Origin of the sequence: Salmonella sp. 5800, from assembly GCF_046558195.1 — a bacterium.
Taxonomy (GTDB): domain Bacteria; phylum Pseudomonadota; class Gammaproteobacteria; order Enterobacterales; family Enterobacteriaceae; genus Salmonella; species Salmonella enterica.
Genome location: NZ_JBGDOX010000004.1, coordinates 42,317 through 63,282 on the forward strand (window position 1 = coordinate 42,317; position 20,966 = coordinate 63,282).

General features: G+C 49.6%; 15 protein-coding genes, 1 tRNA gene and 3 pseudogenes. 9 read left to right on the forward strand and 10 right to left on the reverse strand.

Annotation, left to right across the window (positions count from 1 at the left end):
- The first annotated feature begins 209 nt into the window (after positions 1-209).
- From mgtA to cigR, 4 genes are all read left to right on the forward strand, one after another.
- On the forward strand, positions 210-2,936 hold the full coding sequence (gene mgtA / locus ACLJZ5_RS09565; protein WP_000131299.1) for a magnesium-translocating P-type ATPase: 2,727 nt from the start codon (positions 210-212) through the stop codon (positions 2,934-2,936).
- A 21-nt stretch (positions 2,937-2,957) separates the two neighbouring features.
- The gene (gene mgtR / locus ACLJZ5_RS09570; RefSeq protein WP_001082117.1) at positions 2,958-3,050 is read left to right on the forward strand and encodes a protein MgtR; all 93 of its coding nucleotides are present in this window, start codon (positions 2,958-2,960) and stop codon (positions 3,048-3,050) included.
- Between the two features lie 12 nt (positions 3,051-3,062).
- On the forward strand, positions 3,063-3,149 hold the full coding sequence (mgtU, locus tag ACLJZ5_RS09575; protein ID WP_252515021.1) for a magnesium transporter protection protein MgtU: 87 nt from the start codon (positions 3,063-3,065) through the stop codon (positions 3,147-3,149).
- 101 nt (positions 3,150-3,250) lie between these two features.
- Positions 3,251-3,730 (forward strand): anti-virulence regulatory inner membrane protein CigR, encoded by a 480-nt coding sequence (cigR, locus tag ACLJZ5_RS09580; protein WP_024797510.1) that lies wholly within the window; start codon positions 3,251-3,253, stop codon positions 3,728-3,730.
- Positions 3,731-3,958: 228 nt separating this feature from the next.
- Here the strand turns inward: cigR and ACLJZ5_RS09585 are convergent, their stop codons facing one another.
- Positions 3,959-4,639: an isochorismatase family protein gene (locus ACLJZ5_RS09585; RefSeq protein ID WP_000106467.1), complete on the reverse strand. Its 681-nt coding sequence runs from the start codon at positions 4,637-4,639 to the stop codon at positions 3,959-3,961.
- 784 nt (positions 4,640-5,423) lie between these two features.
- Between ACLJZ5_RS09585 and ACLJZ5_RS09590 the strand changes: the two genes are divergently transcribed.
- A complete protein-coding gene (locus ACLJZ5_RS09590; RefSeq protein ID WP_001278060.1) occupies positions 5,424-6,281 on the forward strand; it encodes a transcriptional regulator in 858 nt (285 codons plus the stop codon).
- A 10-nt stretch (positions 6,282-6,291) separates the two neighbouring features.
- Positions 6,292-6,756, forward strand: a complete 465-nt coding sequence (locus tag ACLJZ5_RS09595; RefSeq protein ID WP_001521985.1) for a hypothetical protein — start codon at positions 6,292-6,294, stop codon at positions 6,754-6,756.
- Between the two features lie 94 nt (positions 6,757-6,850).
- Here ACLJZ5_RS09595 and misL read toward each other — a convergent pair whose 3' ends face one another.
- The 7 genes and pseudogenes from misL to ACLJZ5_RS09630 all read right to left on the reverse strand — a co-directional run.
- Entirely contained in the window at positions 6,851-9,718 is a 2,868-nt protein-coding gene (misL, locus tag ACLJZ5_RS09600) for an intestinal colonization autotransporter adhesin MisL (RefSeq protein ID WP_024797509.1), read from the reverse strand.
- Positions 9,719-9,792: 74 nt separating this feature from the next.
- On the reverse strand, positions 9,793-10,410 hold the full coding sequence (locus ACLJZ5_RS09605; RefSeq protein WP_000984812.1) for a helix-turn-helix transcriptional regulator: 618 nt from the start codon (positions 10,408-10,410) through the stop codon (positions 9,793-9,795).
- 756 nt (positions 10,411-11,166) lie between these two features.
- A pseudogene (locus ACLJZ5_RS09610) lies at positions 11,167-11,277 on the reverse strand (transposase); the annotation flags it as partial.
- A 229-nt stretch (positions 11,278-11,506) separates the two neighbouring features.
- Complete coding sequence (locus ACLJZ5_RS09615) at positions 11,507-12,232, reverse strand: retron system putative HNH endonuclease (RefSeq protein WP_024797508.1); 726 nt, start codon at positions 12,230-12,232, stop codon at positions 11,507-11,509.
- Positions 12,229-12,438: a hypothetical protein gene (locus ACLJZ5_RS09620; protein WP_125011023.1), complete on the reverse strand. Its 210-nt coding sequence runs from the start codon at positions 12,436-12,438 to the stop codon at positions 12,229-12,231. The genes ACLJZ5_RS09615 and ACLJZ5_RS09620 overlap by 4 nt, the downstream gene beginning before the upstream one ends.
- Positions 12,435-13,626: pseudogene (locus ACLJZ5_RS09625) on the reverse strand (AAA family ATPase). Before ACLJZ5_RS09625 ends, ACLJZ5_RS09620 begins: the two are co-directional and overlap by 4 nt.
- A 134-nt stretch (positions 13,627-13,760) precedes the next feature.
- Positions 13,761-13,892 (reverse strand): annotated as a pseudogene (locus ACLJZ5_RS09630) (TA system toxin CbtA family protein); the annotation flags it as partial.
- 413 nt (positions 13,893-14,305) lie between these two features.
- On the opposite strand from ACLJZ5_RS09630, the gene ACLJZ5_RS09635 reads away from it, so the two are divergent.
- Positions 14,306-14,650, forward strand: coding sequence for a hypothetical protein (locus ACLJZ5_RS09635; protein WP_000120776.1), 345 nt, complete (start codon positions 14,306-14,308; stop codon positions 14,648-14,650).
- 316 nt (positions 14,651-14,966) lie between these two features.
- Here ACLJZ5_RS09635 and ACLJZ5_RS09640 read toward each other — a convergent pair.
- A tRNA-Sec gene (locus ACLJZ5_RS09640) sits at positions 14,967-15,061 on the reverse strand.
- 287 nt (positions 15,062-15,348) lie between these two features.
- On the opposite strand from ACLJZ5_RS09640, the gene ACLJZ5_RS09645 reads away from it, so the two are divergent.
- On the forward strand, positions 15,349-16,731 hold the full coding sequence (locus tag ACLJZ5_RS09645; protein WP_000834259.1) for a glycoside-pentoside-hexuronide family transporter: 1,383 nt from the start codon (positions 15,349-15,351) through the stop codon (positions 16,729-16,731).
- An 11-nt stretch (positions 16,732-16,742) separates the two neighbouring features.
- Positions 16,743-19,061, forward strand: a complete 2,319-nt coding sequence (gene yicI / locus ACLJZ5_RS09650; RefSeq protein WP_024797507.1) for an alpha-xylosidase — start codon at positions 16,743-16,745, stop codon at positions 19,059-19,061.
- A 102-nt stretch (positions 19,062-19,163) separates the two neighbouring features.
- Here the strand turns inward: yicI and ACLJZ5_RS09655 are convergent, their stop codons facing one another.
- Positions 19,164-20,873: an AsmA family protein gene (locus ACLJZ5_RS09655; protein WP_024797506.1), complete on the reverse strand. Its 1,710-nt coding sequence runs from the start codon at positions 20,871-20,873 to the stop codon at positions 19,164-19,166.
- Between the last annotated feature and the right edge of the window lie 93 nt (positions 20,874-20,966).

The following is a 20,966-nucleotide window of genomic DNA, read 5'->3' on the forward strand; positions in this document are numbered from 1 at the left end:
TTCAATTTCAACATTACGCCAGGCGTATAAGGAGGGAATGATGGATATTCCCGAGTCGATAAAATAAAACCCACTCAAAATAGTGAGTAAGCAATAACCTTTTTTATGCATAGATAATTCTCCCGGGGCATTCACCTTCAAATCGTGAGTTTACTATTCCCTGGGCGTGATATGCAGGAAACACTACACCTTAATTTTGGGGATTCATCATGACTGACATGAACATTGAAAACCGGAAACTCAATCGCCCGGCGTCAGAAAATGATAAGCAGCATAAAAAAGTATTTCCGATCGAAGCGGAAGCTTTTCATAGCCCGGAGGAGACACTGGCGCGGCTGAACAGCCATCGTCAGGGCCTCACGATAGAAGAGGCCAGCGAACGGTTGAAAGTGTATGGGCGCAATGAAGTGGCGCATGAGCAAGTTCCTCCGGTGCTGGTTCAGCTTCTGCAGGCATTCAATAACCCGTTTATTTACGTTCTGATGGCACTGGCAGGGGTCAGTTTCATCACGGATTACTGGCTCCCGTTACGCCGTGGCGAAGAGACCGATCTCACCGGCGTGCTGATTATTCTGACGATGGTCAGTTTGAGCGGGTTATTGCGTTTCTGGCAGGAGTTTCGCACTAACAGAGCAGCACAGGCGCTGAAAAAGATGGTTCGCACCACCGCCACGGTGTTGCGTCGTGGGCCGGGCAATATAGGCGCGGTGCAGGAAGAGATTCCCATTGAAGAACTGGTGCCGGGCGATGTGGTTTTTCTGGCCGCAGGCGATCTGGTGCCCGCCGACGTCCGACTGCTGGCGTCGCGCGATCTCTTTATCAGCCAGTCAATTCTTAGTGGTGAATCATTACCCGTAGAAAAATACGATGTTATGGCTGATGTGGCAGGTAAAGACAGCGAGCAATTGCCTGACAAAGATAAAAGCCTGTTAGATTTGGGCAATATCTGTCTGATGGGAACCAATGTAACCAGCGGCAGAGCGCAAGCGGTCGTGGTTGCGACGGGAAGCCGTACCTGGTTCGGCTCGCTGGCGAAATCCATTGTGGGTACGCGTACCCAGACGGCTTTCGATCGCGGAGTCAACAGCGTGAGCTGGCTGTTGATACGTTTTATGCTGATCATGGTGCCGGTTGTCCTGCTGATTAATGGTTTCAGTAAGGGAGACTGGGTAGAGGCTTCGCTGTTCGCGCTGGCGGTTGCGGTGGGGTTGACGCCGGAAATGTTGCCCATGATTGTCAGTTCCAACCTGGCAAAAGGCGCGATTGCGATGTCGCGGCGCAAAGTGATCGTCAAGCGCCTGAACGCTATTCAAAACTTCGGCGCGATGGATGTGCTGTGTACAGATAAAACCGGCACCTTAACCCAGGACAATATTTTTCTGGAGCATCATCTGGATGTGAGCGGTGTAAAAAGCAGCCGGGTATTGATGCTGGCCTGGCTGAATAGTAGCAGCCAGAGCGGCGCCCGGAATGTGATGGATCGCGCCATACTGCGTTTTGGCGAGGGCCGCATCGCGCCATCGACAAAAGCGCGCTTCATTAAACGCGATGAACTGCCATTCGACTTTGTACGTCGCCGGGTATCGGTCCTGGTGGAGGATGCGCAGCATGGAGACAGATGTCTGATCTGTAAAGGCGCCGTTGAAGAGATGATGATGGTAGCCACCCATCTTCGCGAAGGCGATCGTGTGGTGGCGCTGACGGAAACACGCCGCGAGCTGCTGCTGGCGAAAACCGAAGATTACAATGCTCAGGGATTCCGTGTATTGCTGATAGCGACACGTAAGCTGGATGGTTCCGGGAACAATCCGACATTAAGTGTGGAGGATGAGACCGAACTTACCATCGAAGGGATGCTCACTTTTCTCGATCCGCCGAAAGAGAGCGCCGGAAAAGCGATTGCCGCGTTGCGGGATAACGGCGTGGCGGTCAAAGTCCTCACCGGCGATAATCCGGTCGTGACGGCGCGTATCTGTCTGGAAGTGGGTATTGATACGCACGATATCCTGACCGGAACCCAGGTTGAGGCGATGTCGGATGCCGAACTGGCGTCTGAAGTGGAGAAACGCGCAGTATTCGCCCGGCTGACGCCGTTACAAAAAACGCGTATTTTGCAAGCGCTACAGAAAAATGGTCATACCGTTGGTTTTCTTGGAGATGGGATCAACGACGCGCCCGCGCTTCGTGATGCGGATGTGGGAATTTCCGTCGATAGCGCCGCCGATATTGCTAAAGAGTCATCAGATATTATTCTGCTGGAAAAAGATCTCATGGTGCTTGAGGAAGGCGTTATCAAAGGGCGGGAAACCTTTGGCAATATCATTAAATATCTGAATATGACCGCCAGCTCTAATTTCGGTAATGTTTTTTCGGTACTGGTAGCCAGCGCGTTTATTCCGTTTCTGCCGATGCTGGCGATTCATCTGTTGATCCAGAATTTGATGTACGATATTTCGCAGTTGTCGTTGCCGTGGGACAAAATGGATAAAGAGTTCCTGCGTAAGCCGCGGAAATGGGACGCGAAAAATATTGGTCGTTTTATGCTATGGATTGGCCCAACGTCTTCTATTTTCGATATCACAACCTTTGCGCTGATGTGGTACGTTTTTGCGGCTAATAACGTAGAGGCGCAGGCGCTCTTTCAGTCCGGCTGGTTTATTGAGGGTCTGCTCTCGCAGACACTGGTCGTGCATATGCTAAGGACGCAGAAAATACCGTTTATCCAAAGTCGGGCGACGTTGCCGGTATTATTGACGACCGGCTTGATTATGGCGATAGGCATTTATATTCCATTCTCACCTCTGGGCGCGATGGTTGGACTGGAGCCGCTGCCGCTGAGCTACTTCCCGTGGTTGGTGGCGACATTATTGAGCTACTGTCTGGTGGCGCAAGGCATGAAACGCTTTTATATCAAACGCTTTGGCCAGTGGTTTTAATAATGTTTGAGGATCGCCCAGATGAATCGCTCACCCGATAAAATCATCGCGCTGATATTTTTACTGATTAGCCTGTTGGTGTTGTGTTTAGCCCTCTGGCAAATCGTTTTCTAACGAGGTGACGCCATGCAAAAAAGAGGGTTGGACAAAATTTTTTATCAGGTTGTCCTGATAGCAATCATCCTGATTTTACTGACTATCTGGATACGATAAGCTGCTGTTGGCGAGCCCCGCTTAAAATAAGAATCGATGTAGTTGTTCTTTTTATGGCGGGGCGCTATTTTCATGGTATCCCACATCAGAAGGGCAATATCATGAATAATCGTCGTGGTTTAACCGCCGTCCTGGCGACGTTGATTACGTTTTCCCTGAGCGCTACGCCTGTGCTGGCGAATCCGGGAAATGGTAATGGCGGCGGACATGGTAATAACGCGGCTAATCAGGGTAATAACGGTAACGGATATAAAGGAAATGCCGGGCAAAAAACGGAACACCGTAAAAATGGCGGTAAACCGGATCACGTCGAGTCGGACATTAGCTACGCTGTCGCCAGGCAACTGGCAGTGAATTTAGGGCTGACGGGTTATCAGTCTTTACCTCCGGGGATTGCGAAAAATCTGGCGAGAGGAAAACCGCTGCCGCCGGGAATCGCTAAAAAAACGGTGCCGGCGTCTATGCTGGGACAATTACCTTATTATCCGGGCTATGAGTGGAAAATCGTTGGGGATAATCTGGTGCTGATCGCGCTCAGTACCGCGGTGGTCACGGCGATTATTAATGGCGTATTTGATTAAGAGCCTATCCCACCAGGCGTTATTGGCGCAGCCAGTTTGGACACGGACAGCGCGCAAAAACCGGAGCGTACACGTAGTACGTGAGGTTTGACTCGCTACGCTCGCCCTTCGGGCCGCCGCAAGCGGCGTTCAAAACGCTAACGCGTTTTGGCGAGCACTGCCCAGGTCCAAAATGGCAAGTAAAATAGCCCCATTAAATGGGGCTATTTAGCCGCTTCAGGGCGTTATTTATGCGCGTTGAGAATCCAGCAGTTCATTATTTTTTACTACTTCCTGCGCTTTGGTATAACTTTCAATCAGTAGCTGATAGGCCGGGAATATTTTGGTATATACATCCGCCCATTCTGCGGCATCTTCCCTATTCCAGGTACGTTGCAGCTCAGAGGCTACCGCCGCGGTATCCATTGGTACTACGCCCGCCTGCACCACGCGGGCCATCGTAATTTCCTGCGCCATTTTACTGTACGTGCCGGAGGCATCAATTACCGCAAATACCTTGTACCCTTCCGCGACGGCGCTGATGGCTGGAAAAGCCATGCAGACACTGGTAATAGTACCGGCGATGATCAGCGTTTTACGGCCTGTCGCTTTTACCGCTTGTACAAAATCGGCATTATCCCAGGCATTAATTTCCCCTTTACGCGCGACATATTGCGCGTAGGGTGCATTCGCATGGATTTCCGGAATCAGCGGACCATTTGGTCCCTGTGGTACGGATGCGGTAGTAATGACCGGCATATTGCATAAGGTAGCGATCTTAGCCAGCGCCGCGGCGCGCGCGCGTAATTCCGGCATCGGCATGTCGCCGACGGTCTGAAACAGGCCACTTTGGTGGTCAATCAGCAGCATTACTGCGTCGTTAGCATCAATGGCAGGGCGTTGACCGTTAAAATTCGCGGGTGTAGACATAATTCATTCCTTGTTGTTGCCTTTCACTGATAATCACTATCAGTGTTAAAGTCATTAATCGCCGGGGCGATTTCCGTTTTTAAGCTGATGACAGTAATCCGTTGCCGATCCTGGATTACCTTATTGAGTTCTTTCTGAAGGAATATTCATCGGCATCACCTTCAGTCGATTTACTTTCACGCGAATCTGTTATCACAACAATATTCATATTATGAATAAATGTTTCTATTTTACATGTCAGAGAGGATTATTGATTGAAAAAACAAACTATGTCCCTACAAATTGTTTCTGATGGATAGTTTTAAAATTATTTAGTATAAGTTTGAAATATATCAATTAAGAGTTAACTTATTTATATTTAAATAACATAAAGCACAGCTTAAATATTAAGTGAGAAGCGTGCTTTTATTAAGTATGGCTACTATAACTCTTAATAAATTGGAAACTATCCCTACATAACGAGTGCTGCTTTTTTGGATATTACAAGTCATTATAGAGAACACGTTCAATAAAACCCTCTCTTTCATATGATATAGATTGTCAGGATATATTTTCTCATGATTTATCTATGAGATATTAAAGCGTAGCGGCACAGTAAATTTGGCCACCTGATTAAAGGTGATATTCTCACCTCAATACAAAACAGGAGACTTAACGAACAAGAAAACCAAACGTACTTTCACTCCTGAGTCTGCTATAATGAGAAAAGCGGTGTCTACGCTTACCTGTTAATGTCTTATGCCTCTCGCTCTTCTATATGATCGGTATGTGCAGGGGACAATCCATGTCCTGCTACGCAGCCACAGCATCAGACTATACTCAGTGGTGTCTATTAACCCTCTCCAACTACGTTATGTTTTGGCATGGTAACAATGCGATGTTATGGATAATTAACGATAATATTGAATTTAATCCAGAAATGAATCGCCTGGCGTCATTATCGAGGCCAGATCTCAACATTATTCTGACAACGCCCGCCAGCCGCTGCTTGCGCCTTCTGCTGGAAAACGCCCCCTCCGTCGTCTCACAACAAACATTCTTTCAAAAAGTGTGGGAAGAAGACGGCATGGTGGTGTCGGCAAATACGCTTTATCAGAATATCTCCATTATTCGCCGCGGATTACGTACCGTTGGCGAAAATGAAGATACGCTGATAATCACGGTTCCGCGTAGAGGCTTTCAGATTGAGCCTGGTGTGAGCATCATGACCATCCGCAAAGACTTCGCTCAGGCAATAGAAAAAAAGGGTGAGACGCCACCGCGTATGTCAGGGCGTTGGTTTAAACATTATGTACCTGTACTTTGGATGACCGGGACATTTGCTGTCGGTATTTTGCTTGGCACCATAAGCTGGCAAACCGTTCCTGATAAGGATTTTTATGATCGCTACACGCTGGTTGAAACAACTCAGGGCTGTCATTTTTTCTCGCGGAATGAAGATATCGAAAGCGGTAGCCGCTTTGCAAGCTATAAGTCAATGATTCTAAAAACCGGTATGGATTGTCAGAAATACCCATGGGTCTATTTCCCTTCCAGCAGTCGCACCCCAGCGGTTACGGCATTGATTTGTCAGCAACCTTATAAAACGCGCGGTGATACAGGCTGCGTGACGCTTTTTTTCCGCGGGGTGACACATGGGTAAAAAGGCACTGATGTTAGCCTGCCTGACGCTACTGTTTCTGGGAGTAGGGCTTGGGCATCTTTTTCATTTGTATACGGAAAAGAACCGGGATCCAGAGAAATGTACGGCGCCTGTGATTGTGTTTTATAACAACACTCAGGCTAACCTGACGCTGGATTTTATGTATTCGCTGAAAAAACGTACTGGGGTGGTTTCCATCAGCGGAACGTATTACGTCGATAATAAAATGAGCGGCGTGATCCGCCGTGATGTTTCCTATGTATGGAGTGAAAATAAAGACAGCACCCATTTTATATCGACGGATATCAACAAAGTCACGCGTGACGAAACACTGTCCGATGCGGTTATCGAGACGGTTTTACCCGATTTTTATGTCTATCCAGGGAAAAGCATCAGTTACACCATCCTGACTCAGGGCCATCGTGGCTTTATGTTCACCATCGGGAAACGCCCGATATTTTTCTGTACACATTAAGCTGTTTTGGGAGCCGTTCATGGAACGTATCAGCCAAATGAAAGCGCTTCCGGGTAAAAGCCGCTGAAGATCAGCGGCTCTGTTGTTACCTGAATCAAAAACTGTATTTAACCCCCAGTAGGCCTTGGGTATTACTATAGCCCTGGTCACCTACCTGCTGCGCCACGTTACCCCATACGTTCAGGCGCGGGGTAATTTGCCCTTCAATACCCACTTTCAGTTCACCAATATTTTTTGTACCACGCATATCGCTGCTGACATCGTCCATCTTCACGCTGGCAGGCTGCGTATTATGGATCCAGTTCGCCTCCACGAACGGCTGGAACTCTCGAGATTTATCGTTATCAATAGCATTGTGGCCGTTAATATAGGCTTTTACGCCCATGCGGGTTAGCAGATTACCGGCGGTATCATCCTTGACGAGGGTACCATTGGCTTCGCGATGGTCGTCAGCCTGCACGCCCATCCATACCACCTGCGCTTTGGGCTGCAACCAGTAGCTTTGATGCGCGCTTTCACCTAACCTGAAGCTGTAACCGGCTTCAACCGAGGCGGTAATTCCTTTGGATTTATATTTCTCAGCGGCCTGATCCTGACCCATGACCTTGTTATCAAACCAGTTGTACAGCATCCAGGTATCCACATAAGCCCCAGACCGATCAATATTGTTAGCATACCAGGTGCCATAAAGGCCGACGCTGTAACCGGTGACTTGACCACGGGAATGATAGTCACTCACAGACGACTGCGTGCGGTTCTGGCTGTTGGCATAACCTGCCATTGCACCAATATGCCAACGGTCAAGACCGTCAGTGCTCCACTGTGCCAGATCGCCTCCCACTTGTAACACATAGCTGTTGATGCGGGTTTTTAGCTGCCCGCTGCCATCGTTGAAGCGAGTATGGGCGCCGACGTTACGCATCCACAGGCTGGTGACCTTCTTCTCACCCGTCAGCATGTCGGTGTACTGGGTTTCACCCAGACGGTCATGGAGACGCGTCATGAACAGCGTATTTGCCGCATAGTTGTTGGCAAGATAGCTGCCCACTTCCGGACGGAACTGATGTTCTGTTATCGGCGGTGTGTCAGATTGCCCTATGTCAGGAATGACCGGATCAGGGATGACCGGGTCTACTGGCTCAGGGTCTACTGGATCAGGGTCCACCGGATCGGGAATAACAGGGTCAGGGATAACCGGGTCTACTGGATCAGGGTCTACCGGATCGGGAATGACAGGGTCAGGGATAACAGGGTCTACTGGATCAGGAATAATCGGTTCGTCCGGCTCAATGTAGCTGGTCAGATACCAGTTTTTACCTTTCTGCACCACGTTGTAGTCATAGGCTCCGGCAACAATACGGCTTGCTTTTTCGAAAGTACCGTTAGAATTACCAGCAACGTTAACAATTTCAATACCTTCAATGGTTTGCGCCCCGGCTCCTCCAATATTATTTACTGCAACAAATGTGTTGCCTGAAGTATTGCCGAGAACCTGCAGCCTGTCCGTTTCGGAATCATCATCGTTGAGCACAGTATTAAAGACCAGCTTACCGCCGTTGCCTACATAATCTTCATTGATGGTGAGCGTTTGCCATGGCTCGCCATCTTCATGGCTGAAGTTAATGGTTGCGCCACTATTCAGCGTCAGGTCAGTGAGCGTTGAGCTGCTGGTCATATTCCAGGTCGCATCGCTCATTTGTACAGAGATAACGCCTGTGCCCGCCGTAGCGCTGGTGATGTATGATGCCCCGTCCCACCGCGAGTTGTCCGTCATATTGAGCTTAATCGTACTGTTCTGCTGCGGTAGCGTACCGCTGGCAGCGGTGGCGCCAGCAGCACGAATATCACCGTCGATGACGAAACGACCTCCTGAAGAACCGTCAACAATGCCGCCAGTTTCCGTGCTGATGGCGTAACTTTCGCTACTGTTATCGCCCGCCATAGTAATAGCCGCACCGCCTGCCAGATTAATGGCGCCTCGGGAGAGGGCGTATAAACCGGCAGGGGCTTTACTATAGGATGCAGCCTTACTGGCGCTGTTAACGCTAATAGTGGCATTCTCTCCCAAATTAACGGTAGCGTTAGTTGCATATACCGCGTGTGCGCTGGCACCGTTCACCGTAATAGTAGTGTTGTTGCCAAGCTCGGTTCTGGAGGAGGATGCTGCGTAAATCCCCGTTGAGGATGCGCCGGAGGTTTCGATGGTTGCATCGTCACCCAGACGAATCAAAGAACCGCTTTGTCCGGTACGCAGCCCCTCCGAACTGTCGCCGGTAGTAACAATATGTGCACGATTGCCGACGACAATCGTATTTTTGGCACGTGACGCATCCCGCATGGCGTTAGCTGTAATTCCACGTCCCTGGCTACCTGTTGTTTTGATATACAGATCGTCGCCGACGTAAATATTGGCCGATCCGGTCCAACCCTGGCCCAGTGAGTTATATCCGGCGTTAATACCGTCACCATCCTGACCATCCACGTAGATGTTGGTACGGTCACCGGTAATAATAAATACCGGGTTATCCGGAGTATTTGCGCCGTGAGTACGGATGCCATCGACGTCTCTACCATTATTCGCGGCATTCGCCGACTGCGTCCGAATGGTCAGGTCGTTGCCAAAAATCACGCCCGGACTTCCCGTCCCGCTGTTCTGAATAACCGTGACAGTGTGTTCAAACGCCTCCGCGCCCGGCCCATTAAGCGTGAGGCCATTGCCATAAACCGGGATGGTACCGGTATTCCACTGATAAACGTAGTTGGGCATGGTACCGACTTTGGTGAAACCGGTACTGGCCTGAGCGGGAATAATGGCCTGTAATTCCGGCGGCAACTGGCTGACTAGCCCACTGGATGGCAGACTATCAACGTCAACCCAGGCCGCCTGGGAGGGAAATACCATAGAGGCTAACGCTGCTGATACCGCTATGGCGATGAATGAGTAATTTTGGGGAGTTGGCATTCTGCCTCCTGCATTATGGCGTAAAGCGTCTTCCACATCGCAATAATATGGAAATAATAAAAATGGAAACGGATCTATAAAATATTTGATATTATTTTATGAATGCTATGCCCTAGCTTATTTTCAAGCCGCAGCTTGTGCACATAAAGTTTCTTAATATCAATATTGTCAATATTTACAATCTGCTGAATACTTATTCCTGATACAAAGCGCTTCAGTAATATAAATTCCGTATAGTTAAGCGTTCGTCCACGTTTACTGTTGGCAAGCCGACCGGTAAACAAGCGGTGCATCTTTTGCTGTTGCACAATATCATCGTCATCGGAATAAATAATTCCTTGTATTTTATTGCTTTTCAAAATCCAGTAATTGGCCAGCGGAGTTAAACTTCTGTCAGAAATCAGGACAATATGCATACCACTGTTTGCCAGACTGTCAGCCCATTGTAAATCGGTAAATCGTCGAAGATTCGGGAAAGAAAAATCAACAAAGATAAAACCGCTGGATAAATGGTTGTGTCTATCAAGCAATAACTTTTCAATAAACCCTTTTTTCAGGAAAGCATTACCATCTGGCCAGATGGAAAATGCCGCATTATGGCAGTATTGCACCCGTACTGCGCTGTCAGGAAATAATTGACAGGATAAATCGCAACTAATGCAATGGACAATTTGTGAAGGCTTTCTCATCATCCTGAACGACTCCCGTCGATGTTTCTATTAATATTTCATTGGTAAATAAATGTGTCAATCCAGATAATATACAGTGCTACGGCTGTCAAAAGTCGCGAATTATTGTCAGTGTCATAAACTCCTGGAAAGACCTAAAATACAGCTTTAAGGAACCATGACAGATCCGACAGTCGTAATACATCATTTCGGATTCGTATTTCACGCATTGAGATTTTTATACAGTATCTCCAATATCATAAAAAATCTTAAAACAGCACTATTTGCTAAATCATGAGGGTGATAAATAACGGTTCTCAATACCATCTGTCTGCTGCCTTCGTCACTATCGGGGTGATGTGATGAAATATAAAAGTAATTCCTGTCAACCTGTAATGAATTCTTATTATTAAAACCTAATTTAAGATTTTTTCTTTTATTGCATTGTTATTCAATGACTTAATGGTGAAAATTGTGCTCTCATCAACTTCTTATATACAAATTTAAGACTATTTTATAGAGACGCATGTAAACTTTAAGGAGGTGTAATGCTAATGCCATGAGAAAATCTTGTAACTTAATGCCGGGAGTTATACCTTGCCAATAAGTTGATCTGACTTAATTCTGATCGTGACAGTCTGAGCAACCGACAGACTTATCGGTCGAAACAACTTCAGCTTCTGGCTACTTTTTTCAATTGCTCATTTGATGAAAACTCTTTCCCGGAGCACATTAGTGAGAAACAGGATGTGGTCAAACCTAATGTCCATAGATGTCGTCAGTCACTTCACAAATATCCGCCTCCTGGCAGATATCTTTAACCGCTCGTCCAGCTTCGACCAACTTAATTACGGCGATGTTCTGATGCTCAGTGAGACGGGCTTTACGCATAGAGATTCCTTCGTCAGCAGATCGATGACGTAATCTCTAAATGTGAATAGCACGATTATGTGGGATACGTACAAAAAATTAAACTAACTGCCAGTAAAAAGCAAACGCGCATGCCGGGAGTGGCAGACACATTATGCGGTGAAATAAAGTTGAATAAATCTTGCGGGTGTAAATCAGGAAGGCGACTCACAATAAATCACGCTGTCGCCCTGAATCAGGAATAGTGGTGTTAAATTAATGCTGGGGCGTGGATCTGTAATACCTGTTCAGCTTCTTGCTGGAAAAACTGGCGTGTAATGCTGAAGAATTCATGCAGTTTATGATCTGGTGAAGGGACCAGCTCAAGCTGAAGTAATTGTTGCAGATCCCAGCCTTTTTCAATATGTTCCTCAAAAAGCTGTTCCAGCTCTTCCCAATGATTACGACGTTCCGTTTGAAGGAATCCGCTGTTCAGATTTAGTAGATCAATGGTGTATTCTGCCCTCTCCATTTCCTGGGCATTTAGCTCATCAGCCGGTACTATTCGGCCATCAGAAAGGTAAGCAAAATAACGAGAACAGTCAGGGAGGTGACAATGAATAAAATTTGCCATATCCACGGCCTCTTGTTTTCCTCTTGCGTGACCGCCGAAAGCGTTGATACCAAACAGGTGCAAACCATTCTCAGAGTCTAACGCGCTGGCGGCGAGATTTTGATAATCGAAGGTTCGCCCTGGCTGCTGACTTTTATTTTCGACGTGTTCAATGTGATAGCCGAGGCCACGCAAATCAGCACGGATTTCGCTGTAACAGCAAAGGTGATATTGCTCATTGAGAAGCAGAGTCATTAAGGCTGCTTTATTCTCACGACCAAAGCGCTGCCAGCGACGAGTTGATTGATCTGAATTTTGTGGTGGTTGCTCATGTGCAGTGAGTAAGGCATCTGTTCCACGTCGGGTTTTTATCACATGCCTCATTGCGCTTTCCCTTTCAGCATGTTCTGCCGGGCAATGCTGCGCTGTAAGCGTTGGAGTTGTGGATGTTGATCACCCAGCGCCACCTGTAATGCAGCCATCAGTTGCTGTGCTTCTGGCTCGTCGTACTTCCCTTGATCTACCCAAGCCGTCAGCTTTTGTAGGTCAGCCTTCTCCTTAACCGGAGGTTGCGGATCGACACCCATCACACTTTGTAGCACGTCGTTACTCGGCTCGCCGTAGGTCGCTCCGAGCGGCATCAACGCTTTCCCGTTGCCATTCTCATCCTGCTCAAGCAGACGAATGGATTCACGTTTTACCGTGCTGATAACCTGCGGGCTATGGGTAGTGACAATAAACTGGATTAGTGGAAATGCGCTGCGCAAAGACTGGATAATTTGCTGCTGCCAGGCTGGGTGCAGGAACATATCGACTTCATCGATCAGCACAATCCCCTGTGTTTTTAAGGCGGCTTCATCGCGTAAATGGGGGTTGAGTTTGACACAGCGAAACGCGATATCCGCTACCATCGCAACCGCATTACGCAGGCCGTCGCTGAGCTGGGATAAGGGAATCTTACCGTGCTGTGGATGGTTCATCACCAATTGCTGGTTATGGCTGGAGCTGTATTCCAGATCGTGCCAGCCAGTCACTTCCTGCGTCAGACAGTTAATGGCTTGCTGGATGGCTTGAATGGCTTCTTTCATCCGCTGAACACGAACACCTTCTTTTAACTTTGCTGAAGGTGATTCAAGTTGTGTGATTTGATGTTCACGGTAGCTAAGCCATAACCAGCTATACCATTGTTCAAATTGCTTATAATTTGATGTGGCAGAAAGGCAATCGTCATAACCAGACAAACGTGAAAAGGCGCTGTTATCCAGACGCTGTTCAGTAGGCTGTGCCTCATAACGTTCCTGATACCACAAGCGAGCAGTCCCCAGATAAAGCATTAGGGGAAGCTCAACCTGCTGCAAATTATGCTCTTCACGCACCAGCGTCTGAAGTTGTTCACCCCAACGGGTAAGCTGCGCCGCTGTCTTATCTTCATGCGGCGGCTGTTCTCCTCGCTTGTCGAGCATCCAGGTTGCCGTTTTTCCACTTTCCCATTCCCCGGTAGCCGTAATCATGGCCGGAGACGACATTTCCATGTTCAGCGCTTCGGGGCGGAAAACCAGACGTACATCTTCTGTACGGATCGCCAGCGATTTATCTTTTACGTAGAGGCTGGCATCAAAACCACGAATAAAGGGAAACAGCGCCAGGCGTATCGCATCCAGCACTGCCGTCTTGCCCGCGCCATTCGGTGCAACCAGAATCGTAATGTGCTCATCAAAAGTAATATCGAGCTGTCTGAAGCAACGAAAGTTAAGCAGTGAAAGTTTGTCGATTCTCATTACACCAGCCTCACCTGTTTTTATGTTTTAGTATAATAACATCTCTTGCCTGCAATCTTGCCCGCTTTAAGCGGGCAAAGGTTACGCCTTTTATCACGTTTTAACTATTTATCCTGTTGATTAACATGGTTTTTCTAAGGAATTAATAAAATCCTTTCCTGTCGTGTCCGTAGAATATCGACAGCCTGGAGACAAGGTGACTGTTGTTGGTAACCATATTCTTTGCGATCGATACCAACTCGTTCATGTTTTTTCTTCAGAAAGTTACGGCATCGACAAACGTAGCGCCTGCGTTGATAAACGTAAGGCTATAGTGCCTTCAAGTAGATGAGTAAGCTGCGACGTTACTGCTCGTATGAACACCATCCACCCTTATGATGTGAGCCCGTACCCCCATGTGGATGTTGACCCTTTGGGCAGGCAAGCGCACCGGATGATGCCGTGACGGTAATAAAAGCGATAATCATCGCTGTAAATGATCTCTTCATATATAACTCACATTAATAAATTGGAACATATTACTACCTACTACAGAATACGCATACTTGATACGGACTTAGGGGATAATATAACGTGTACTTTAGTTTAAATTCTATCCTTCATGTGGCATAGGTTATCAGGATAGGTTTTCGTTAGGAATTTTATCTGGGATATTGAAGCAACATATTGTGGGGGGGATATGAGTTATAAATATGTTGGTAAGCATGGCTGTGATGTTGCATTGCGGATGGGCTATAAAGAATGCCCCGATGAAAATGCTTATGGTGATGCCTATTATATTAAAGATGGGTTAAAATGGATATTTAATATAACAGGCTTAAAAAAACGGCTTGGCGTATACAGCGACGACGATCTCCGTAAACAGAACTATGATGTAGATACCTATTATCGAGTTGAAAACCAACCGGAAGAAAGTGCAGATGATGAAATGCAATCGCTATATCATAATTTAGCGGTAGAAGAAGGAGAACCCGTGTATCTGGAGGGAGGCATGTATCTTTATCCGGATGGCTCTATACGTTGATCTCATAATTTTGGCCTGGTAAGCGTATCTCTTTTGAGAAAGGATGAGCCTGTAAGTATGACCCACAAGTTCGTTTGGTGATTAGTTAAGTCCCGCCCGCGTTAGTCCTGGCGTACTTTTATCCCTTCTTTGCAGACGATATCCCACAATAAATGGACGTTCGGTTTTAGCAATCGGTAAATGGTGATTAATAAAATAATATTCCACTTTCTCTATCCACCTTTCCTTTCGTATTATATGCAAGAACTAGTCTTAATAATAAGCAAATACTTTGTCCCGAAATAGAGAACGAATGGTGGGCATGAGAGAAGGATGTTGGCGGAAGATCACAGGAGTCGAACCTGCCCGGGACCGCTGGCGGCCCCAACTGGATTTGAAGTCCAGCCGCCTCACCGGAGACGACGATCTTCCGCGCCTCGATTGCTACATGGAGGCGCGCGCATTATAGCTACTTCCTGGCGTTTCCACATCCCCTCCCGTGCTTTTTTAACTTCCCTTTCCTTCTGCCATGATCGGTTTCATATAAACCCCCATAAAATCCATTAGTTACATTTAATCACACTTTTTGACGCTACCCTGATCACAGAAAACAAGAATCGTAATTTGATAACCAAATAACGGAATATTCACGCTCGCAGGGAAGGTTTACAAAAACTGTAACCGGTATCAGTGAGCGTTGTGAGCGTTAAGGATGCGTAATGAAAAGTGAGATTCTCTCCGTTAAGGAGAAGATTGGCTATGGTATGGGCGATGCCGCCAGCCACATCATCTTTGATAACGTCATGTTATATATGATGTTCTTCTATACCGATATTTTCGGCATTCCCGCTGGTTTTGTTGGCACCATGTTTTTACTGGCGCGTGCGCTTGATGCCATCTCCGACCCTTGCATGGGCCTGCTGGCCGACCGCACCCGCTCTCGCTGGGGCAAATTCCGACCCTGGGTGCTGTTTGGCGCGTTGCCGTTTGGTATCGTTTGTGTGCTGGCTTATAGCACGCCGGATCTCAGTCTGAACGGCAAAATGATTTATGCCGCCATCACCTACACGTTGCTCACCCTTCTGTACACTGTGGTCAACATCCCTTACTGCGCGTTGGGGGGTGTAATAACCAATGACCCAACGCAGCGTATCTCCCTGCAATCCTGGCGCTTTGTGCTGGCAACGGCGGGCGGAATGCTTTCTACCGTACTGATGATGCCTCTGGTGAAACTGATTGGCGGCGAGAATAAGGCGCTGGGCTTCCAGGGGGGTATCGCGGCGCTCTCGGTGGTGGCGTTCCTGATGCTGGCGTTCTGCTTCTTTACCACCAAAGAGCGCGTTGAAGCGCCTGCCACCCATACCTCCATGCGTGAAGACCTGCGTGATATCTGGCACAACGACCAGTGGCGCATAGTCGGCCTGCTCACCATCCTGAATATTCTGGCGGTATGCGTGCGCGGCGGGGCGATGATGTATTACGTCACCTGGATATTGGGCAAACCGGGCGTGTTTGTCGCCTTCCTCACCACCTATTGCGTCGGCAACCTGATTGGCTCGGCGCTGGCAAAACCGTTGACCGACTGGAAATGCAAAGTGAGCGTTTTCTGGTGGACCAATGCTTTACTCGCAGTAATCAGCGTGGCGATGTTCTTCGTACCGATGCACGCCACGATCGCTATGTTCGTCTTTATCTTTGTGATTGGCGTATTGCACCAGTTAGTCACGCCTATCCAGTGGGTGATGATGTCTGACACCGTCGACTACGGCGAATGGTGTAACGGCAAACGCCTGACGGGGATCAGTTTTGCCGGCACGTTGTTCGTGCTGAAACTGGGTCTTGCCCTCGGCGGGGCGCTGATTGGCTGGATGCTGGCAGGCGGCGGTTACGACGCGGCGGCGAAAACGCAAAACAGCGCCACGATCAGCATCATCATCGCTCTGTTCACTATCGTTCCGGCCATCTGTTATCTGCTGAGCGCCGCGATCGCTAAACGCTACTACACCCTGAAAAGCCCGTTCCTGAAAACCATTCTGGAACAACTGGCGCAGGGCGCACACCGCAACGAACAAGAATTTACCCATAAAGAATTGCAAAACTAAAGGAACAGACTATGAAAATTAGCGACGGAAACTGGCTGATCCAGCCTGGCCTTAATTTGATTCACCCGGTTCAGGTGTTCGACGTTGAACAGCACGGGAATGAGATGGTGATCTATGCCGCGCCGCGCGATGTCCGCGAACGAACCTGGCAACTGGATACCCCGTTGTTTACCCTGCGCTTTTTCTCGCCGCAGGAAGGAGTGATAGGTGTACGGATGGAACACTTCCAGGGCGCTTTGGATAACGGCCCACATTATCCGCTCAATGTCTTGCAAGATATCAACGTGGAGATGCAGAACAACGCCGAATTTGCCGAACTCAAGAGCGGCAGCCTGAGCGTGCGCGTCACCAAAGGCGAGATCTGGTCTCTGGATTTTCTGCGCAACGGTGTACTTATCACCGGTAGTCAGTTGAAAAATAACGGCTATGTGCAGGACACCAATAGCGGGCGCAACTACATGTTCGAGCGTCTGGATCTCGGCGTGGGCGAAACCGTCTACGGGCTTGGCGAGCGTTTTACCGCGCTGGTGCGTAACGGTCAGACGGTGGAGACCTGGAACCGCGACGGCGGCACCAGCACCGAGCAATCGTACAAGAATATCCCGTTCTATATCACCAACCGTGGCTACGGTGTGCTGGTGAATCATCCGCAGTGCGTGTCGTTTGAAATTGGCTCCGAGAAAGTCTCCAAAGTTCAGTTCAGCGTCGAGAGCGAGTATCTGGAATACTTCGTCATCGACGGCCCGACCCCGAAAGACGTGCTGAACCGCTATACCCAATTTACGGGTCGTCCGGCGCTGCCGCCCGCCTGGTCGTTTGGCCTGTGGCTGACCACCTCATTTACCACCAACTACGACGAAGCGACCGTTAACAGCTTTATCGACGGTATGGCCGAGCGCAATCTGCCGCTGCATGTCTTCCACTTCGACTGTTTCTGGATGAAGGCCTTCCAGTGGTGCGATTTTGAATGGGACCCGGTGACTTTCCCCGATCCGAAAGGGATGATTCGCCGCCTGAAAGCGAAAGGGCTGAAAGTCTGCGTATGGATTAACCCCTACATCGGCCAGAAATCCCCGGTCTTCCAGGAGCTGAAAGAGAAAGGATATTTGCTTAAACGCCCGGACGGCTCCTTGTGGCAGTGGGATAAATGGCAGCCGGGACTGGCGATTTACGACTTCACCAACCCGCAAGCCTGCGAATGGTATGCCGACAAGCTGAAGGGCCTGGTGGAGATGGGAGTGGACTGCTTCAAAACTGACTTCGGCGAACGCATTCCAACGGATGTGCAGTGGTTTGATGGTTCAGATCCACAGAAAATGCACAACCATTATGCCTACATCTACAACGAACTGGTGTGGAACGTGCTGAAAGAGACCGTCGGCGTTGAAGAGGCGGTGCTGTTCGCCCGTTCCGCCTCGGTGGGCGCGCAACAGTTCCCGGTGCACTGGGGCGGCGACTGCTACGCCAACTACGAATCGATGGCGGAAAGCCTGCGCGGCGGGCTGTCCATCGGCCTGTCAGGGTTTGGTTTCTGGAGCCATGATATTGGCGGATTCGAGAATACCGCGCCGGCGCATGTCTACAAGCGTTGGTGCGCATTCGGCTTGCTCTCCAGCCACAGCCGCCTGCACGGTAGCAAATCCTACCGGGTTCCGTGGGCCTATGACGACGAGTCCTGTGACGTGGTGCGCTTCTTCACCGAACAGAAGTGCCGGATGATGCCGTATCTGTATCGGGAAGCGGCGCGTGCCAACGAAGCCGGTACGCCAATGATGCGGGCGATGATGCTGGAGTTCCCGGACGATCCGGCGTGTGATTATCTTGATCGCCAGTACATGCTGGGAGATGCGGTCATGGTAGCGCCGGTATTTAGTGAAGCGGGCGACGTGGAGTTCTACCTGCCAGAAGGCCGCTGGACGCACCTGTGGCGCAACGATGAAGTGCAGGGCAGCCGCTGGCATAAACAGCAGCATGACTTCCTGAGCCTGCCAGTGTACGTGCGTGACAATACACTACTGGCGCTGGGCAACAATAGCCAGAAGCCCGATTACGCGTGGCATGAGGGTACGGCCTTCCAGTTATTCCATCTGGATGACGGCTGCGAAGCGGTCTGCGAAGTCCCTGCTACGGATGGTTCGACAATCTTTACGCTGCAGGCGAAACGCACAGGCAATACCATTACGGTGAGCGGCGAAGGCGAGGCGCGCAACTGGACGCTGTGTCTGCGTAATATTACGCAGATTAGCGGTACCAAATGCGGTTCATATGCGGAAAGTGAACTGGGCGTAGTGATCACCCCGCAGGGAAATGAAGTGGTGATTACGCTTTAAATCTGAATCGCCGGATGGCGCCGTGAGCTGCGCTTATCCGGCCTACAAATGAGCAAGAACCGTAAGCCCGGTAAGCGCCACCGCCACCGGGCAAGCCCTCAATTACAGCGCTGGCTCCGTTGACGTAACTTCCCCGCCGGACACCACGCCCGCTTGCATCGTCTGCGTTATCTGCTGCTTTTGTGCGTTGACCGCGTGTAATTGCCCGTTTACCGTCGGTTTCAACGGCGCATCGGCCTGAATATTGCCGCTGGCCGTGAGCTGAATATTGCCATCGCCAGCAATCGGTAATGCCGGCCAGCCCCACTGCTGTAGCACATCCATTGGTACGCCGCGTCCGTTCAGGCTGATTTGCGTCTGACGCTGCGGCAGTTGCGATACGCTGGCAGTGGCTTCCAGTATCCCTTTTCCAGTAAACGCGCTCAGATCGCTGATGTTGACCGTGCTGGCATTCGCCGTCAACGACAGCGACGGGCGGCGCACGTCCACACGGTTAAAGGTTGCCGCTGCGGCGTTGAGGGTCGCATTGCCGCTCCAGACGCCCCATTGATGATGTTGTACCAGCTCCAGATTTGCGCCGTAGCCGTCCAGAGCGGTGATTTGCCACGGGAAGGTCGGGTCGATATCGATCACCAGATTGCGGCTGGCGCTGAATTTTTTCAGCGTCAGGCTGTTCAGCCAGTCGGGCAACGGCTTCATCCATAACTGCTTCCAGTTTTCCGGCAGCGTATACTCCAGCCCGGCGATAGCGGTATCGTCCAGAATAAGCGCTTTGCCTTCGCGTAACCAGGCGCCGGAAGTTCTGACCATACCGCCTTCCCAGCGGGTAGTGAACTGGCGTAGCGCAACGCCCTGTGGTGAAAATTCGGCGTTCAGGATTGGATCGAGCAAGTGCAGCGAGCCGTAAATAAACTCGCTGGCGTTCATCGATAATTTACCTTCCTGACTTTGCCAGTCTTCTTTGCGCAGAGTCAGATTGCGCAAACTCAGGTCAAGATCGGTGACTGCCCAGTCTGGTCCTTGCAGGCTGGAGTCCGTCACTTCAAGACGACCAATCTGCAAAGATGGAACCGTAGTAAGCGGCGCGAAAAACTCGCTCAGGGATTTATCGCTTTGTAACCGAATATCATTCAGCCGCAGATTTTCAACGACCCAACTACCGTCAGCGTTACGCCGGGCGACGCCGGTTAACGCTCCGCGCGCCATATCGGCGCCGACGGTGTTTAACATCACCTGATTATGGTCGATACTGCCTTCAATAAGCACATTAGTGGCGGGAACGTCGTTTAACGTCAGCGAACCAGCGCTCAGTTGGATCTGGGCTTTATTGCCCAATACCCGACCGGCTTCGGGGCGCCAGGGCATAACGCCGCCGTTAACGCGCTGGGCGCTCAACCGCCATTCGCTACCGGGACTATTGAGCGCCATATTGCGAAGTTGCAGGCGGTCGGCCTCAAACGGGAAAGGGGCGGTTTGCACTGAAATATTCAGCGTGCCGTCCTGTAACAGAATCGTGTCGACATGCAGCGGCGCGGTTAACTGGCGAATGCTCAGACCGATATCTACGGTTTTCGCGACCAGGGTAGCAGGCTGACCATCACGACCAAAGGTCACATTCTCCAGTAAAAGATGGGATGGGGCGGAAAAACGATGATCCATCACGTCGAATGTGAGGTGATAACCGCTGTTCTCTGATACCCAGTTGCTGACATGATCTGCGCCCCAGCGCGTTTGCAGCAGAAAATAAAAGCCGAAAATCACCACTAAACAGGCGATCAGCACGTAGAGAAGCAACCTCCCAATCAATTTCATGGTCTTCCATCCCGTGAAATGCACATAGGGGATTTATGCACGATTTGCGTGCAATCCTCAAGACAGGAATGGTGAAAGAGCGTTACAGCAGCG

Coding starts and splice junctions, on each gene's coding strand:
- ACLJZ5_RS09585 (WP_000106467.1), bottom strand. CDS start 4,639: ATGTCTACACCCGCGAATTTTAACGGTCAACGCCCTGCCATTGATGCT.
- cigR (WP_024797510.1), top strand. CDS start 3,251: ATGAATAATCGTCGTGGTTTAACCGCCGTCCTGGCGACGTTGATTACG.
- ACLJZ5_RS09645 (WP_000834259.1), top strand. CDS start 15,349: ATGAAAAGTGAGATTCTCTCCGTTAAGGAGAAGATTGGCTATGGTATG.
- ACLJZ5_RS09615 (WP_024797508.1), bottom strand. CDS start 12,232: ATGAGGCATGTGATAAAAACCCGACGTGGAACAGATGCCTTACTCACT.
- mgtR (WP_001082117.1), top strand. CDS start 2,958: ATGAATCGCTCACCCGATAAAATCATCGCGCTGATATTTTTACTGATT.
- ACLJZ5_RS09655 (WP_024797506.1), bottom strand. CDS start 20,873: ATGAAATTGATTGGGAGGTTGCTTCTCTACGTGCTGATCGCCTGTTTA.
- ACLJZ5_RS09635 (WP_000120776.1), top strand. CDS start 14,306: ATGAGTTATAAATATGTTGGTAAGCATGGCTGTGATGTTGCATTGCGG.
- yicI (WP_024797507.1), top strand. CDS start 16,743: ATGAAAATTAGCGACGGAAACTGGCTGATCCAGCCTGGCCTTAATTTG.
- ACLJZ5_RS09590 (WP_001278060.1), top strand. CDS start 5,424: ATGTCCTGCTACGCAGCCACAGCATCAGACTATACTCAGTGGTGTCTA.
- mgtU (WP_252515021.1), top strand. CDS start 3,063: ATGCAAAAAAGAGGGTTGGACAAAATTTTTTATCAGGTTGTCCTGATA.
- ACLJZ5_RS09605 (WP_000984812.1), bottom strand. CDS start 10,410: ATGATGAGAAAGCCTTCACAAATTGTCCATTGCATTAGTTGCGATTTA.
- ACLJZ5_RS09595 (WP_001521985.1), top strand. CDS start 6,292: ATGTTAGCCTGCCTGACGCTACTGTTTCTGGGAGTAGGGCTTGGGCAT.
- misL (WP_024797509.1), bottom strand. CDS start 9,718: ATGCCAACTCCCCAAAATTACTCATTCATCGCCATAGCGGTATCAGCA.
- mgtA (WP_000131299.1), top strand. CDS start 210: ATGACTGACATGAACATTGAAAACCGGAAACTCAATCGCCCGGCGTCA.